Genomic DNA, 13,992 nt, shown 5'->3' with positions numbered 1-13,992 from the left:
CCCACGTCTTAGCAACTTTTGCCGACCACCAGCACCCAGTAAGGGCCCTTGGGTCCTTGACTGATCCCGATGCCGAACTCCTCGATCCGGGGATGCAGCATGTTGCGGCGATGCCCCGGGGAGTTCATCCAGCCATTGATGATCTGCGACGATCGCGGATAGCCCCAGGCGATGTTTTCCGCCACGATGCAATCATTATAGCCCGCACGCTGCACGCGCGCCTGTGAGTTGGAGCCATCAGAACCACGGTGATCAAAGAAACCATTCACCTGCATGTCGCAGGCATGGGCCATCGCCGCACGTCCCAACCGGCGGTTGAACTGCAAGGGCGCCTGCCCATTGGCCCGACGGCTTGCGTTGACGCCAGCTGCGATTTCAGTGGCCAGCGCGTTGACATTCTCTGGTGTCGCACAGCTTTGGGCCGCAGCCTGACTAACGATCATGGCCATGGCGGCCCCTGCAACGCATATCGCAATTCGCTTCATCTGAACGTCCCTTTGTCCCATTCTCGCCTTAGAATGTGACAAGGGAACGCGGCAATGCTGAGGCAGTGGCTGGGCAGACAGGCGGCAATTACGCGCCAATCCTGCGCAATTGTTCGCCAATCGTGGCAATTGCGAACATCAGGGCGGCGATGCAGATGATTGACGGCCCGACAGGTGTATCTAGCAAAAGGGCAACCCGCAGACCGGCAATGGCAGCAAGGATGCCAATCACGACCGATAACAGCGCCATGCGTTCCGGCGTATGCGCATATCGGCGCGCAGTGGCCGCCGGGATGATCAGCAGCGCGGTGATCAGCAAAGCCCCCACAACCTTGATCGCAACCGCCACGACAGCGGCAAGTAGCAGGGTCAGGATCAACTGTTCGCGCCGTGGATTGATGCCCGCCGCATAGGCCAGATCAGGGCTGAGCGTCGCGGTCAGCAGTGCAGACCAGTTCCACCACAGCACGGCAGAGACCAGCAATGCGCCGCCCCAGATCACCGCCAGATCCCAGCGGGTCACGGTCACCACATCGCCAAACAGATAGGCATCGAGATCAATCCGCTGGCCGGGGATCAGGGCCACCGCCACCAGACCAAGCGCCAGCGCGCCATGGGCCAGCACCCCCAGCAACGTATCAATAGAGGCATCGCGTTCCGCCAATGCATAGATCAGCAGCGCCATGGCCAGCGCGACCACCGCCACCCCGGCAAAGATCGAGATGTTGAAGCCCAGCGCCAGTGCCACGCCCAGCACGGCGGCATGGGCCGTTGCATCGCCGAAATAGGCCATGCGCCGCCAGACCACGAAACAGCCCAAAAGACCCGCCGCGATGGCCGTGCCGACACCCGCAAGGGCAACCCGGACCAGAAAATCGTCCAGCATTATTCCGCAGCCTCATGATGATGGTGGTCGTGATCGTGATCATGCCCGTGATCATGCTCGTGCCGATATAGGGCCAGCGCTCCGCCTGTGCCTGTCCCGAACAATTCGCGATAGGCCGGTGCGGCAGACACCACCTCGGGCGTGCCTTCGCAGCAAACATGACCGTTGAGACAGATCACCCTGTCGGATGCGCTCATCACCACGTGCAATTCGTGGCTGACCATCAGCACGGCACAGCCCAAATCGCGGCGCACCGCTTCGATCTGCCGGTAGAATGCGGCGGACCCCGGCTGATCCAGCCCTTGTGTCGCCTCATCCAGCATCAGGATATCAGGGCGGCCCAGGATGGCGCGGGCCAGCAGCACGCGCTGAAACTGACCCCCTGACAAATCCGCCATCTGCCGTTTGCCAACGCCCGGCACCCCGGCCTGTCGCAAGGCGCTGGCGGCGTCTTCGGGGCCAACACGTACGGGCAGATCAAGGAACCGATTGACCGTCATCGGCAGCGTCGGATCAATATGCAGCCTTTGCGGCACATAGCCGATCCGCAGTTTTGGCGCGCGCGTCACCTGACCCTTCTGCGGCTTCAGCGCGCCCACCAAAACCCGTAACAGGGTCGATTTGCCAGACCCGTTCGGCCCGACAATCGTGACGATCTCGCCCTGTTCAATGGCGATATCGACACATTGCAAAACCCGCTGCCCGCCATAGCGGACATCGACACCCTTGGCCGCAATCAGGCTCATGATGCGGCACCTTCCTGGCATCCCGGGCATAACCCTTCGGCTTCGATCACCGTCTGTTCGATCCGAAAGCCGCTGCTTTCCGCCTCTGATCCCAGCGCCTCACCCGCTAGCGCCTCGGCCACCTTGCCGCAGCCCCGGCAAATCATGAAGGCCGGGTCATGGGTGGCCCCGGGATGGGCGCAGGCGATAAAGGCATTAAGCCGTTCGATCCGATGCACAAAGCCTTGTTCGACCAGAAATGTCAGCGCGCGATAGGCGATCGGCGGCTTTGATCCCAGCCCTTCCGCATCAAGCCGGGCCAGCATGTCATAGGCGCCCATGGCCGCATGGCTTTCCAGCAGGATTTCCAGCACCCGGCGGCGCACGGGCGTCAGTTGCACCTTGCGTGTGGCGCAGGCCGCCTCTGCCGCGCTGAGGGCCGCTTGCACGCAGGAGCTGTGATCATGTTTGGCGAAACCCAGCGTGTCGGGCATTTTTGCCACCTTGTGATGTTATAACATACGCTCTATATCGGCAGCGATTTCAAAGAACAAGGGCCGAATCATGCGTCATTTATTTGCTACACTATGTCTTTTGCCATCAATTGGCTTTGCCGATGTGCCCCGGGTGATGACGGATATCGCCCCGATCCATAGCCTGACCGCACAAGTCATGGGCGATCTGGGCACGCCTGACCTGCTGTTGCCGCCGGGCGCCGACCCACATGATTTTGCGCTACGCCCCAGCGATGCACAGGCGTTGGGTGCGGCCGATGTGGTCATCTGGGTCGGTCACGGCCTGACCCCGTGGCTGGAGGAGCCACTCACAACGCTGGCCCCGCAAGCAGCCCGGTTGGAACTGCTGGAGGCGCCCGGATGGGACCCGCTGGAGGTGCGCGATCATAAAGCGCATGATGACCATGGTGATGATCATGATGAGCATGGCCATGACGATGAACACGGCCACGATCATGATAACGAGCATGACCACGGCGAGTTTGACCCGCACGCCTGGGTTGATCCGGCGATTGCACGGGTCTGGCTGGCAGCCATCGCCGATCAGTTGGCGACCGCCGATCCTGAAAACGCAGCGGTCTATGCGGAAAATGCGGCCAATGCGGCCAATGCGCTTGCCGAATTGCAACAAAGGCTCACCGCCGATCTGGCCCCGGTCGCTGACCGCGCCTATATCCTGCCCCATGACGGCTATCAGTATTTTGAGGCGCGATTTGGCCTGACCGCAAGCGGGGCCATTGCCGGGATTGACGCCCGCGACCCGGGCCCTGCGCAGGTCGCCACCTTGCGTGAACAAATGGCAGAGGATGGCGTGGCCTGCGTCTTTAGCGACGCCGAAATCGGGGGTGGCTGGGCAACGCTGGTGATTGAGGGCACCGACGCCAAGACAGCGCAGATTGATGCGGTCGGCGCCGGTCTGGATGCCGGGGCGGGGCTCTATGCGGAGATGTTGAACCGTTTGGGTACGGCCTTTTCGACCTGCCTTGCCGCTGATAGCTAGGGTCGGAAAGATACGATACGTCCGCTGACAACGACCCTGATCGGCCACTGTGCCAATTCTCACTGTGAGGCCGATCAGAACAGCGTATCCCATGACGATTATTTTGTTGGTTCAGGAAAGGTATTGATCATGGCGTCGAAGATGAAAGTGAACGGAGAAGTGGACGTAAACACCTTCGTCGATCAGGCTGCGGGTATTGCAAAGGCTCTCGATGCCGGAACAGCGCTGGTCTACAATGACAGCAACAAGACCGTGCAATTCTATTGTTATAACGGCGGCGACATTTTTATGACCATCCCGTTCGTCAAACCGGTGATTGCGCATGGCTATTCGGGATTGGTCGCAGCGGGCGGATCAATGTTCAAGGTCTTCGCAGACAACAAGAGTGAAGGCGAATTTCTTGTCAAGCCGAACCATGCCTATGTCTATCGCGGACCGGGCAAGATCGAAGCCGTCCAGTAGGCGACGCGCCTAGAAATCGGTCGGCGCACCCCCTTCGGCCTTCCGCCGGTCCACAAAGGCGGCAAGCTCTTCCTTGATGCCGTCGTCGATGGGCGGTGCCTCGAACGTGTTCAGAATATCCTTGAAGGTTCGATGCGCCCGTTCCGCGGTCCAGATGCCGCCTGCGGCTTCCCACGCTTCGAAGTTGCGCCAGTCCGACACGATGGGTTGATAAAACGCCTTTTCATAGCGGTCCTGCGTGTGCTGGATGCCAAAGAAATGGCCCTGCGGACCGACCTCCTTGATCGCGTCAATTGCGATATCGCCAGGGCCGGTCGCGACCACCTCTGGCTCCATATAGCGTTGGATCATCTGCAACACTTCGCAATCCATCACGAATTTCTCGGGGCTGGCCACCAAGCCGCCCTCAAGCCAGCCTGCGGCATGGTAGACGATATTGGTGCCCGACTGCACGGCGGACCAAAGGGAATTCGATGTCTCCCACATCGCCTGCCCATCCGGCACATTGGCCGCACACACGCCAGAGGCGCGCATCGGCAAGCCATAGAAACGGGCCATCTGCCCGGTCATCTGGGTGGCGCGCATGTATTCCGGGGTCCCAAAGGCTGGCGCGCCTGATTTCATATCCACGTTGCTGGTGAAGGTTCCGATCACGCAAGGGGCACCGGGGCGGACATATTGGAACAGGGCTATCGCGCTTAACGCCTCGGCAATTGACAGGGTCACGGCGCCTGACATCGTCACCGGGGCCATGGCACCCGCCAGCGTAAAGGGGGTCACGATCACCGCCTGCCCGCGCCGCACACAGCGCAGGCACCCGTCGATCATCGGCACATCATGTTTCAGCGGCGAGGTGGAGTTGATGTTGGTATACATATGCGGTTTGGCGGCGAATTCATCCTCGCTCAGCCCACCCGCGATCTTGACCATCTCCATCACGTCCTCGACCCGTTCGCGGCCCAGCGAATAGGCATGGACCACCTTATCGGTCAGCAAAAGCTTGTCATGCACCACATCCAAATGCCGGACGGAGGCGTGGATATCCACAGGTTCCACCGGATAGCCGCCCGCAAAATGGATGCAGTTGAAATACTGGGTCAGGCGCAACAGGTTGGCACATTGGGCGCGGCTGCCCGATACCTTCTTGCCGATCTCAAGGTCGAAGTAATTGGGCGGCGACGACACATTTCCGAACAGGATGTGCTTGCCGCCGATGGTGATCCTGCGGTCTGGGTTGCGCGGGGTAATAGCGAACTGTGCTGGCGCATGGCCCAGCATTTCCATGACCCAATCGCGGCCCATGCGCACGTTAGTGCCGTCCACGCGGCACCCGGCCTCCCTGAAAATCTCCAACGCTTCTTCGTTCAGAAACTCGATCCCGATCTCTTCCAGAATGCGCATCGCCCCGTCATGGATCGCCTGTACGCCTTCCTCGGTCAGCGGTTCGGTCGGGCGGTCGGTATTGACAGGCAGCCGCCACGGCATCTGTTCGATCGCCGCCGTACCGCGCCGGGTCGCGGCCCCTGCCCGGCCGCCGCCGCGCCGTTTTGGTTTTCCATCTGCCATGGTGTCACCCTCTGCTATCGCAGCAATGGTGCCACCGGCGGGCGGGCGAATATCACGCAAAAGCGACAGGTCGTGTCGGTGGCAGGATCAGAGCAGGCTTTGCCCGCGCAACCAGCCCGGAATATCGGCAATCGTGGGCAGCACGACATCGGCCTGCGGTGCCAGTTCTTCGGCCGGGGCGGGGCCGGTCAGCACGCCGATGGTCAGCATACCCGCCGCGCGGCCTGCATCCAGATCATGCAGGCTGTCGCCCACCATCGCGCAAACTCCGGCATCAAGCCCCGTCAGCGCGCAGAACGCCTGCATCTGGCCGGGACCGGGTTTGGCACCATGGCCGCTGTCATAACCCGCGATGAAATCGAAATGCTGCCTGACGCCCGCACGTTCCAGATGGCGCAGCGCCGACGATTCCGCATCATTGGTGGCAATCCCCAGTGCTAGATCGGTCTGACGCAACGTATCGAAATAGGGCACCAGCGGTGCGGCCTCGACCTGCACCACCTGGGTCGCGGCGGCATTCATCCGCGCGATCAGGTCGGCTTTGTCGACACCCTTCAGAACCTGCAACATATGATCGGCGGTTTCGCTGACGGTTGAGGCAATCACCACACTGCCCGGATGGAAACGCTCGCCCACGGGATCATACCCCATCACCTCGGCCAGTGCGTCAAACAGGGCCGGGTCGCCGCCCACCTCGGCCTCCAGCATGCGCCGGGTCCAGGCACCCCATGTGGCGTTGAAATCGAACAGCGTCCCGTCCTTGTCGAAGATGATACCTTTGATCACGTCACTGGTCCTTTGGGGTCATTGACACTGGCCCGCGCCCGGCTGAGGTTGCGGAAATGCTCAAGCTGCGATCCTACAAGAACCGCCCGATGCATCTGGGTCCGTTTCCACTGGAACGTCTGCGGCGTCAATCCACGATTGATGTCGCGGGATTACAGCCCTTCACGGGATTGTCGTTCCGGCGGCCGGATGACCCGCTCAGCATCGTCAACGCGATGCAGGATTATCAGGCGATGCTGGACGCGACCCGCGACGGCATGGTCAAGCGCGAGATGGCCGCGATCCCCGATGACCTGACCGAACGGGCCAATCACCTGAAGGCGTTCGGCTATTATTGCGATGCGTCTATGGTGGGCACCTGCCTGATCCCCGACGCGGCCTGGCTGGACGCACCCGTGATCAACCCCGATTTGGACCGGCTGGCCGACAAGCTGCGCACAATGCAGCCGAAAACGCTGGCCGCCGGCATCGACGTGATCATGGCGGGCCTGCGCGAAAGCATGGCACTGCCTCCCACCGATTGCCGCCACCACACCCATGCGCTGGTGTTTCTTTATGACCACCCTCGCGATCCCCGCGCTGATGAGGGCGGCTGGATCCGCGATGCGCTCGATCATCGGGCCTGCCTGCGGGGGATGGAAACCGCAGTGACGCTGGCCAGCTACATCCGCACGCTGGGCTATGACGCGCGGGCGCATTCCATGGCGGCGTCCGATATGCATCTGGGCGCCCTGGCGCTGCAATCCGGGCTGGTCGCGTTAGAGGATGGCAGCCTGCGCAACCCCTTCACCGGCGACCGTTACGGTCTGGCCGCGATCACCACGACGCTCGCCATGACCCCCGATCAGCCGATTGCGCCGGGCCAGCAACCGCCTGCCAGCTATCGCACCGGGCTGGGCGACCATGCCAAATCCGCCCGCACCCGCGACCCCTACGCGACCCGCGATTTCGCCATGGGTCCGCACCCGTTTGAGACGCTCAAGCGCATCGACGAACCCACAACATACATCGACCGTCCCAACGTGGCGCGCGTCCCGAAACGGGCCAACATGTTCGCCCGCGGCCTCTTCGGCGACATGGGCAAACAGGTGCAGGAGGCGACGAAGAACGGCAATTACGTGCGTAAGTCCGCCGCCGCCTTTGCCTTTCGCCCGTCGCTCGGGGCATTCGTCCTGCTGCAGGATGGCCAGGCGGCGGAACAGCATAAAACCACACATAACCCGGATCTGAACGCCAAAAACATCAAATCAGCCCTCTATTTCCTCGGCGTCAATGCGGTCGGCCTCTCTGCCTGCCCGGACTGGACCTATTACAGCCACGACGCAGCGGGCCAGCCAATCACCCCCTACCATAGCAACGCGATATCCATGATCATCGATCAGGGGCACGAAACGATGGAGGGCGCATCCGGCGATGACTGGATCGCCTGCGCCCAGTCCATGCGCGCCTATCTGCGGTTCTCTCTGCTGGGCGGCGTGCTGGCGCAGCATCTGCGCAATCTGGGCTACACCGCCCGCGTCCATTCGGTGATGGATGACGAGGTGCTGCACCCGCCGCTCCTGCTCCTCTCCGGTCTGGGCGAGGTCAGCCGGATTGGCGAGGTGATCCTGAACCCCTTCCTCGGCCCGCGCCTGAAATCCGGCGTGGTCACGACGAACATGCCGATGACCCATGATAAGCCGATTGATTTCGGCCTGCAGAAATTTTGCGATGCCTGCAACAAATGCGCCCGCGAATGCCCGTCAGGGGCGATCACCGCCGGGCCAAAGCTGATGTTCAACGGCTACGAGATCTGGAAATCCGACAGTCAGAAATGCACCACCTACCGTGTCAGCCAGAAGAACGGGGCGATGTGCGGGCGCTGCATGAAAACCTGCCCCTGGAACCTCGAAGGGTTGTTCGCCGAAGCCCCGTTTCGCAAGCTGGCCATGACCGTACCACAAGCGGCCAGGGCATTGGCGAAACTGGACGATTTGGCCGGCAAGGGCGCGATCAACCCGGTCAAGAAATGGTGGTGGGATCTTGAGATGGAGGATGACGGCGCCTATCGCCCGTCCCGCCATTCGGTGAACAAACGCGACCTGCAAAAGGACCTTGATCTGCGGTTCGCCGATCAGACTCTCGCGGTCTACCCGGCCCCCCTGGCACCGCCGCCCTACCCCTGGCCCTACCCCATGGATCGGGAGGCCGGGATCGCCGCCTATCAGGCCATGATCGACGCAGATGAACACCGCAAACGGCGCGAACAGGGGCTTGCCCCGGAACATGTCTATACGCCCGTCACAGGCGACGCCCCGGTCATGCAGGTGGTGATCAGCAAGGTCACAAAGATGACCGACGCGGTGACCAAATATGAATTTTCCCTGCCCGACGGGTCCGACCTGCCACCAGCCACGGCCGGCGCGCATATCGACGTGGTCGTGGCCCCGGAATTCTTTCGCCAATACTCGCTCTCGGGCGACCCCGCCGACCGCAGCAAATACCAGATCGCCGTCCTGCGCGAGGATATCGGGCGCGGCGGATCAAAACTGATGCACCGCATCTTCACCGAAGGACGGAGGGTTTTCATCTCCAGACCCATCAACCATTTCCCGCTGGTCGAAGATGCCGCAAAAACGCTGCTGATGGGCGGCGGAATCGGCATCACCCCGATGATCGCCATGGCGCACCGGCTGCACGCCATCGGCGCCGATTTCGCCCTGCATTACAGTTGCCACAACCGGCAGGATGCCGGGTTCCTTGACGATTTGGCGGCAGTGCCATGGGCCGACAAGGTCCATCTGCATATCAGCGACGAAGGCACGCGCGCCGACCTGCCCAAACTCGCAACCTATTCAAAAGGCGCGCATATTTACACCTGCGGACCAGATGCCTACATGGCCGCCGTGATCAATGCCGCCACGCAGAACGGCTTTCCGGAAGACGCGCGGCATCTGGAATATTTCGCCGTGCCCGAACAGCCGGATTACGAAAACCACCCGTTCTCGCTGGCACTGAAAGACGGACGGCAGATCCCGGTTGCGGCGGACCAGTCAGCGGCTGACGCCCTGATCGCGGCGGGTGTCCATGTGGACCTGAAATGCGCCGATGGGCTTTGCGGGGTCTGCAAATGCGGGGTCATCGACGGGGCCGTCGAACACCGTGATTTCGTGCTGTCGAAGGCCCAGCGCGATCACGAAATGATTCTCTGCCAAAGCCGCGCGGCAGACCGCGACGGGACCATCACAATCGACCTTTAGGTCCAGTGAACCTCGCCCGCGCCAGGCAGTGCATAACGGGCGCGCAACGGCTGGTCATAAGCCAGACCGGCACCATCACAAAATTCCATGACCCATTTGTCATCCATCGTGATGAACTCAAGAACCGATGCCAGAAATGCAGGGTCTGTTGCCTTATCACGCAAATCGTCGACCGATCCGCCGGTCGATCCCAGAAAAACCGGGCAAAGCTCCTCATGCGCCACCAGCCACCCCAGTGCCTGGTAGGCGATTGTCTGCGCATGTTCATGTTCCATTAGGAATCCTTATTCAGACAGAAACTGTTTTTTAACCATTCGGACAGAAGTTGAGCCAACGCAGAAGCGTAGAACGACATACCAAAAGGATAAGAGAATGTCCGGCCGAATCCTGATCATTGATACCGTTGCAACGAACCGCATCGTGTTGAAAGTAAAAATGCTGGCCGCACAATTCTCTGTCGATGCCTGTTCCAGCCGGATCGAGGCCGAAGCAATCATTTCCACCAACCGCCCCGACCTGATTCTCATCAACCTGTCTGACCCGGTCGAGGATCGGCACGAGTTCTGCCGCACCCTGAAAAACGATCCGCAGACATCCGGAATTGCCGTGATCGCCGTGGGCGTGGCCGACACATCCAAGGCACGGTTTGCCGCCCTTGATGTCGGCGCCGATGACGTGTTGCCGCGCCCAATGAATGACACGCTGCTGTTGGCGCGTATCCGCAGCCTCTTGCGCGTACGCAGCGCCAGCCAGGAACTGCTGCTGCGCGACAGCACCAGCCGCGCCCTTGGCTTTGAAGAGGCGAACGCGCTGTTTGAAACAGCCGCTCATGTCGCCCTTTTGTCGCCAGAGGATATGCAGGACGGCAATCTGCTGACTATGCTGGGCAAGGGTCTTGGCCAGCCGGTTCGCACGTTGTCGACAGCCGGGGTCCTGAAGGCAACGGCCGTCACACCAGTGCCCGATCTATTTGTCATCGACGCATCGTCGGACACCAGCCAGCACGCCCTGTTCCGGCTTGTCTCTGACCTGCGGTCGCGGTCCGAAACCCGGCAGTCGACCCAGCTGATCGTGGTCCCCCATGGGAAACCCGACATGGCAGCCATGTTCCTTGATCTGGGCGCCGATGACATCGTCACCAGCGGCACCTCGCAAGGCGAATTGTCGTTGCGGGCCAAGGCGTTGATCCGGCGCAAGCTCTTGCATGACAGGCTGCGCGATACCGTGCGCAACGGGCTGCATGCGGCCGTGACTGACCCGCTGACCGGGCTTTATAACCGGCGCTATGTGGAATCGCATCTGACCCGGCTTGCCGAACAGTCGCGCGGATCAGGGCGCGAACTGGCGGTGATGATGCTGGATATCGACTACTTCAAATCCGTGAATGACACCTATGGGCACGCGGCTGGCGACAAGGTGCTGGTGCAACTGGCCGACCGGCTGCGCGAAAATCTGCGCGCGATTGATCTGGTCGCCCGCGTCGGCGGTGAGGAATTTCTGGTCGCCATGCCGCGCACCAGCGCAGTGCAAGCCCGCAACGCGGCTAACCGGCTGCGCAGGCTGGTCAATTGCCGCCCATTTGATCTCGGTGATGGCGGACCAAAGCTGCGGGTCACCGCATCGGTTGGTGTTGCTGTCAGTGGCCAGAACGGGATGCATCAGACAGAACTCACGCGCATGTGCGATCTGGCGGATGCCGCCCTTTATGCGGCCAAATCCGCTGGGCGCGATCAGGTGGCGCTTAGTAAATCAGCCGCCTGACCGGCGCTCGCGCAGCGGGCGCGACAACTCCTGTTCCAGAATATCGGCAAATGCGGCACGCCGTTCCGGCGACATCGCCGTGATCTGATCAATGAAAGCCTCCTGCGCCGCGTTCTGGATATCGCCCAGACGTGCACGCTGCTCTGCGATCACGTCGCGCAGGGCGTCGGGGTTAAACGGATCCTGCCGCAAACTGGCAATCATCAGGGCCGTCTGGGCGCGCATCTCGCCCCGGCGCAGGCCGGTATCGCGGCGCAAGGCCATGCCGATGGCGCGCCGTTCCTGCGGATCAAGGGCGCGCGCCACCGGACCAAGCCCCAGATCGAACGCCCGTGGCGGCCCGTCACCCAGACGCCCAGACGCCACAGCCCCCACAACCAGCCCCACAACCGCCAGGTTAAGCGCCAGCGAGATCACAAAGATCATCCGCCACAGGCGCGACGGTTTGCTGCTCACCGGTTCAGCCATCCGCAAACCCCTCACCTGTCAGAAAATCAGCGCCGGAAAACAGATCGACCGAAACAACATCGCCCGTCAATCCCGCCGCAAACTCATCGACCACAGCCGGGGGGGCCACGCCGAACCAGAGACCCGCAACGGTTGCTGCGGTCAGCGCCCCCATCGCCGGCCATCCGCCGACCAGATCGAAAAACCGGGGCCAAAATCCGGGGGCGGTGGGCGGCACATCTGCCGGTTTCGCCTGCTGCACCGCATCCGCATCCGCCAGCACGCGCGCCATCAGATCCTTGGATACAGCCGGTTTCACGTCCCGCGCCTCAGCGAACAGATCATCCAGCATTTTGTCATTCGGGTCAGTCATCGTCATACCCCAGTTCTGCCTTTCGTCCGGCCATGATATCGGCCAGAGCCCGTTTGCCGCGCGCTGTCAGACTTTCCACCGACCGCACGCTGATGTCCATGATTTGCGCAATTTCGGGGTTGGACAGCCCCTCAAGGTGACGCAGCGCCACCGCTTGTGCCTGCCGGTCCGGCAACCGGGCCAATGCATCCGACAGGGCGCGCATCCGCAGATCGGTCTGCATCCGGGTGGTGACACTGGGCGTGCCATCGACCGGTTCGGCCACCTGATCCAGTGACATCGCCCCGCGCCGTTTGCGCAGCCGGTCGGTGCACAGATTGGCCACTACCCGGTACATCCAGGTGCTGACCTGCGCCTCGCCCTGCCGCCAGTCGGGCGCGATTTTCCACAGGCGCATCATGGCGTCCTGCGCCACATCTTCGGCCTCGGCATGATCAGACAACATGCGCGTGGCCTGTGCCAGCACACGCGGCAACAGCCGGGCCGCCAGATCGGTGGCCGCCTGACCATCGCCATTGGCAAAGGCCACCAGCAATGCGGCGTCGGACACCGGGGTCGCGGGATCGGGTGCTGCTGTCATGTCTCGCTTTGCTAGCCAGATCAGGGCGCCAAGTCCATCGGCAGGGGGTGAGGCGCCCCCCGCCGATGCCCGGATCAGTTGCGGCCGCGGGGGCCATTGCCATTACCACGGCGACCGCCGCCGTCACGGTCTCGTCCACCGCGCCGTTCCTTTGCCGCGGCGAATTCATCTTCTGAAATCGCACCATCGTCGTCGGCGTCGGCACGGTCGAACATTTCCGCCATCCGGTCACCGCCGCGTGCCTGCAGCTCGGATTGTTGCAGCAGGCCATCACCATTGGTGTCCAGACGCTCCAGCATGCGGGCCGCGCGTTCCGATACCCGCTCGGCCCCTGCGGCCTCCAGTTCTTCAGCAGACAGGGCACCGTCGCCATTGGTATCGCGGGCGGCAAACCGGGCCGCACCTTGCGCCTGCAGTTCTTCCAGTGTCACGACACCATCACCATTGGCATCCAGTGTCGCAAAATCCGGGCGCTCGCGGGGGCCTTGGGCCTCAACCGCGCCAGAAGCCATCACCGTGCCCGACAAAAGGGCCATCATCAAAAGTCGCGTTTTCATTCCTGCATCCTTACTTTTTTGCTTCATCGCAGCGTGTCTTGGCTGCTGACCCTCCTTCAACGGATACCGGGGGAACTTCCGTCGCGAATTTTTGCGAAAATGCGCTTACCCCAACGTCAACCCTGTGACACGCAGACGCAAAACCGCTCTGCCCCCTTTCAAATTCCGCATTGATGCGCCATGACGCGTTAATCAGACCCGGAGTGCCGCAGATGTCAGACGCCCAGACCAACCCGCAGGAACGGCCCATGAAACCCGCCATCTGGCACGGGCTGCGCCGCCGCTGCCCCAATTGCGGCGACGGGGCCCTGTTCGAAGGCTATCTGAAAGTCACCCATGACTGCCCTGTCTGTCAGGAAGAACTGCACCATCATCGCGCCGATGATGGTCCGGCTTACCTGACGATCCTGCTGGTCGCGCATATCCTTGGCTTTGCCATGCATTTCATGTGGGTCCAGTTCCGCCCTGACCCTTTGGTCATGGGGACGATTTTGGCGGTTGGCGCGGTGGCCCTCTCGCTTTACCTTCTGCCAAGGCTCAAAGGGATGGTCGTTGGCATCCAGTGGGCAAAGCGCATGCATGGGTTCGGGCAAAAGGTCTGACCCGTCAG

16 protein-coding genes are annotated in these 13,992 nt (G+C 61.8%); 5 read left to right on the top strand and 11 right to left on the bottom strand.

What is annotated here, in order from left to right:
- Positions 1 to 8: 8 nt before the first annotated feature.
- The 4 genes from ACFWW2_RS05960 to ACFWW2_RS05945 all read right to left on the bottom strand — a co-directional run bounded on the left by ACFWW2_RS05960 (position 9) and on the right by ACFWW2_RS05945 (position 2,590).
- Positions 9 to 485 (bottom strand): CAP domain-containing protein, encoded by a 477-nt coding sequence (locus tag ACFWW2_RS05960; protein ID WP_393926930.1) that lies wholly within the window; start codon positions 483 to 485, stop codon positions 9 to 11.
- A gap of 88 nt (positions 486 to 573) precedes the next feature.
- Positions 574 to 1,371: a metal ABC transporter permease gene (locus ACFWW2_RS05955; protein WP_393926929.1), complete on the bottom strand. Its 798-nt coding sequence runs from the start codon at positions 1,369 to 1,371 to the stop codon at positions 574 to 576.
- A complete protein-coding gene (locus tag ACFWW2_RS05950) occupies positions 1,371 to 2,117 on the bottom strand; it encodes an ATP-binding cassette domain-containing protein (protein ID WP_393926928.1) in 747 nt (248 codons plus the stop codon). Before ACFWW2_RS05950 ends, ACFWW2_RS05955 begins: the two co-directional genes overlap by 1 nt.
- Positions 2,114 to 2,590 carry a transcriptional repressor gene (locus tag ACFWW2_RS05945; protein ID WP_393926927.1) on the bottom strand — a complete coding sequence of 159 codons (477 nt, stop codon included), beginning with the start codon at positions 2,588 to 2,590 and terminating at the stop codon, positions 2,114 to 2,116. The genes ACFWW2_RS05950 and ACFWW2_RS05945 overlap by 4 nt, the downstream gene beginning before the upstream one ends.
- 136 nt (positions 2,591 to 2,726) lie before the next feature.
- Here ACFWW2_RS05945 and ACFWW2_RS05940 point away from each other — a divergent pair, with 136 nt between their 5' ends.
- Both ACFWW2_RS05940 and ACFWW2_RS05935 read left to right on the top strand, forming a co-directional pair.
- The gene (locus ACFWW2_RS05940; protein ID WP_393926926.1) at positions 2,727 to 3,611 is read left to right on the top strand and encodes a zinc ABC transporter substrate-binding protein; all 885 of its coding nucleotides are present in this window, start codon (positions 2,727 to 2,729) and stop codon (positions 3,609 to 3,611) included.
- Positions 3,612 to 3,752: 141 nt separating this feature from the next.
- Positions 3,753 to 4,073 carry a hypothetical protein gene (locus ACFWW2_RS05935; protein ID WP_393926925.1) on the top strand — a complete coding sequence of 107 codons (321 nt, stop codon included), beginning with the start codon at positions 3,753 to 3,755 and terminating at the stop codon, positions 4,071 to 4,073.
- Positions 4,074 to 4,082: 9 nt separating this feature from the next.
- Here ACFWW2_RS05935 and ACFWW2_RS05930 read toward each other — a convergent pair whose 3' ends face one another.
- Both ACFWW2_RS05930 and ACFWW2_RS05925 read right to left on the bottom strand, forming a co-directional pair.
- A complete protein-coding gene (locus ACFWW2_RS05930; RefSeq protein WP_393927002.1) occupies positions 4,083 to 5,639 on the bottom strand; it encodes a trimethylamine methyltransferase family protein in 1,557 nt (518 codons plus the stop codon).
- Positions 5,640 to 5,726: 87 nt separating this feature from the next.
- Positions 5,727 to 6,425, bottom strand: a complete 699-nt coding sequence (locus ACFWW2_RS05925) for an HAD family hydrolase (protein ID WP_393926924.1) — start codon at positions 6,423 to 6,425, stop codon at positions 5,727 to 5,729.
- A gap of 56 nt (positions 6,426 to 6,481) precedes the next feature.
- Between ACFWW2_RS05925 and ACFWW2_RS05920 the strand changes: the two genes are divergently transcribed.
- Positions 6,482 to 9,664: a 2Fe-2S iron-sulfur cluster-binding protein gene (locus ACFWW2_RS05920; RefSeq protein WP_393926923.1), complete on the top strand. Its 3,183-nt coding sequence runs from the start codon at positions 6,482 to 6,484 to the stop codon at positions 9,662 to 9,664.
- On the opposite strand, the gene ACFWW2_RS05915 is transcribed toward ACFWW2_RS05920, so the two are convergent.
- Positions 9,661 to 9,939 carry a DUF3572 domain-containing protein gene (locus ACFWW2_RS05915; protein WP_393926922.1) on the bottom strand — a complete coding sequence of 93 codons (279 nt, stop codon included), beginning with the start codon at positions 9,937 to 9,939 and terminating at the stop codon, positions 9,661 to 9,663. The genes ACFWW2_RS05920 and ACFWW2_RS05915 overlap by 4 nt on opposite strands.
- A gap of 97 nt (positions 9,940 to 10,036) precedes the next feature.
- Here ACFWW2_RS05915 and ACFWW2_RS05910 point away from each other — a divergent pair, with 97 nt between their 5' ends.
- Positions 10,037 to 11,425: a diguanylate cyclase gene (locus tag ACFWW2_RS05910; protein ID WP_393926921.1), complete on the top strand. Its 1,389-nt coding sequence runs from the start codon at positions 10,037 to 10,039 to the stop codon at positions 11,423 to 11,425.
- Here ACFWW2_RS05910 and ACFWW2_RS05905 read toward each other — a convergent pair.
- The 4 genes from ACFWW2_RS05905 to ACFWW2_RS05890 all read right to left on the bottom strand — a co-directional run bounded on the left by ACFWW2_RS05905 (position 11,414) and on the right by ACFWW2_RS05890 (position 13,382).
- A complete protein-coding gene (locus ACFWW2_RS05905) occupies positions 11,414 to 11,893 on the bottom strand; it encodes a periplasmic heavy metal sensor (RefSeq protein WP_393926920.1) in 480 nt (159 codons plus the stop codon). The genes ACFWW2_RS05910 and ACFWW2_RS05905 overlap by 12 nt on opposite strands.
- Positions 11,886 to 12,245 (bottom strand): hypothetical protein, encoded by a 360-nt coding sequence (locus ACFWW2_RS05900; protein ID WP_393926918.1) that lies wholly within the window; start codon positions 12,243 to 12,245, stop codon positions 11,886 to 11,888. Before ACFWW2_RS05900 ends, ACFWW2_RS05905 begins: the two co-directional genes overlap by 8 nt.
- Complete coding sequence (locus ACFWW2_RS05895; protein ID WP_393926915.1) at positions 12,238 to 12,825, bottom strand: RNA polymerase sigma factor; 588 nt, start codon at positions 12,823 to 12,825, stop codon at positions 12,238 to 12,240. The genes ACFWW2_RS05900 and ACFWW2_RS05895 overlap by 8 nt, the downstream gene beginning before the upstream one ends.
- Positions 12,826 to 12,899: 74 nt before the next feature.
- Positions 12,900 to 13,382 (bottom strand): EF-hand domain-containing protein, encoded by a 483-nt coding sequence (locus tag ACFWW2_RS05890; protein WP_393926913.1) that lies wholly within the window; start codon positions 13,380 to 13,382, stop codon positions 12,900 to 12,902.
- Positions 13,383 to 13,594: 212 nt separating this feature from the next.
- Here ACFWW2_RS05890 and ACFWW2_RS05885 point away from each other — a divergent pair, with 212 nt between their 5' ends.
- Complete coding sequence (locus ACFWW2_RS05885) at positions 13,595 to 13,984, top strand: DUF983 domain-containing protein (RefSeq protein ID WP_393926911.1); 390 nt, start codon at positions 13,595 to 13,597, stop codon at positions 13,982 to 13,984.
- The last annotated feature ends 8 nt before the right edge of the window (positions 13,985 to 13,992 follow it).

Source organism: Yoonia sp. R2-816 (genome assembly GCF_046762905.1).
GTDB lineage: Bacteria > Pseudomonadota > Alphaproteobacteria > Rhodobacterales > Rhodobacteraceae > Yoonia.
The sequence above is the reverse complement of the archived record's forward strand: the minus strand, read 5'-3'. Positions and strand labels throughout refer to the sequence as shown.

Excerpts from the sequence above, each read along its gene's own strand:
- ACFWW2_RS05960 (WP_393926930.1), bottom strand. The coding sequence starts at position 485 with ATGAAGCGAATTGCGATATGCGTTGCAGGGGCCGCCATGGCCATGATC.
- ACFWW2_RS05955 (WP_393926929.1), bottom strand. The coding sequence starts at position 1,371 with ATGCTGGACGATTTTCTGGTCCGGGTTGCCCTTGCGGGTGTCGGCACG.
- ACFWW2_RS05950 (WP_393926928.1), bottom strand. The coding sequence starts at position 2,117 with ATGAGCCTGATTGCGGCCAAGGGTGTCGATGTCCGCTATGGCGGGCAG.
- ACFWW2_RS05945 (WP_393926927.1), bottom strand. The coding sequence starts at position 2,590 with ATGCCCGACACGCTGGGTTTCGCCAAACATGATCACAGCTCCTGCGTG.
- ACFWW2_RS05940 (WP_393926926.1), top strand. The coding sequence starts at position 2,727 with ATGACGGATATCGCCCCGATCCATAGCCTGACCGCACAAGTCATGGGC.
- ACFWW2_RS05935 (WP_393926925.1), top strand. The coding sequence starts at position 3,753 with ATGAAAGTGAACGGAGAAGTGGACGTAAACACCTTCGTCGATCAGGCT.
- ACFWW2_RS05930 (WP_393927002.1), bottom strand. The coding sequence starts at position 5,639 with ATGGCAGATGGAAAACCAAAACGGCGCGGCGGCGGCCGGGCAGGGGCC.
- ACFWW2_RS05920 (WP_393926923.1), top strand. The coding sequence starts at position 6,482 with ATGCTCAAGCTGCGATCCTACAAGAACCGCCCGATGCATCTGGGTCCG.
- ACFWW2_RS05915 (WP_393926922.1), bottom strand. The coding sequence starts at position 9,939 with ATGGAACATGAACATGCGCAGACAATCGCCTACCAGGCACTGGGGTGG.
- ACFWW2_RS05910 (WP_393926921.1), top strand. The coding sequence starts at position 10,037 with ATGTCCGGCCGAATCCTGATCATTGATACCGTTGCAACGAACCGCATC.
- ACFWW2_RS05905 (WP_393926920.1), bottom strand. The coding sequence starts at position 11,893 with ATGGCTGAACCGGTGAGCAGCAAACCGTCGCGCCTGTGGCGGATGATC.
- ACFWW2_RS05900 (WP_393926918.1), bottom strand. The coding sequence starts at position 12,245 with ATGACTGACCCGAATGACAAAATGCTGGATGATCTGTTCGCTGAGGCG.
- ACFWW2_RS05895 (WP_393926915.1), bottom strand. The coding sequence starts at position 12,825 with ATGACAGCAGCACCCGATCCCGCGACCCCGGTGTCCGACGCCGCATTG.
- ACFWW2_RS05890 (WP_393926913.1), bottom strand. The coding sequence starts at position 13,382 with ATGAAAACGCGACTTTTGATGATGGCCCTTTTGTCGGGCACGGTGATG.
- ACFWW2_RS05885 (WP_393926911.1), top strand. The coding sequence starts at position 13,595 with ATGTCAGACGCCCAGACCAACCCGCAGGAACGGCCCATGAAACCCGCC.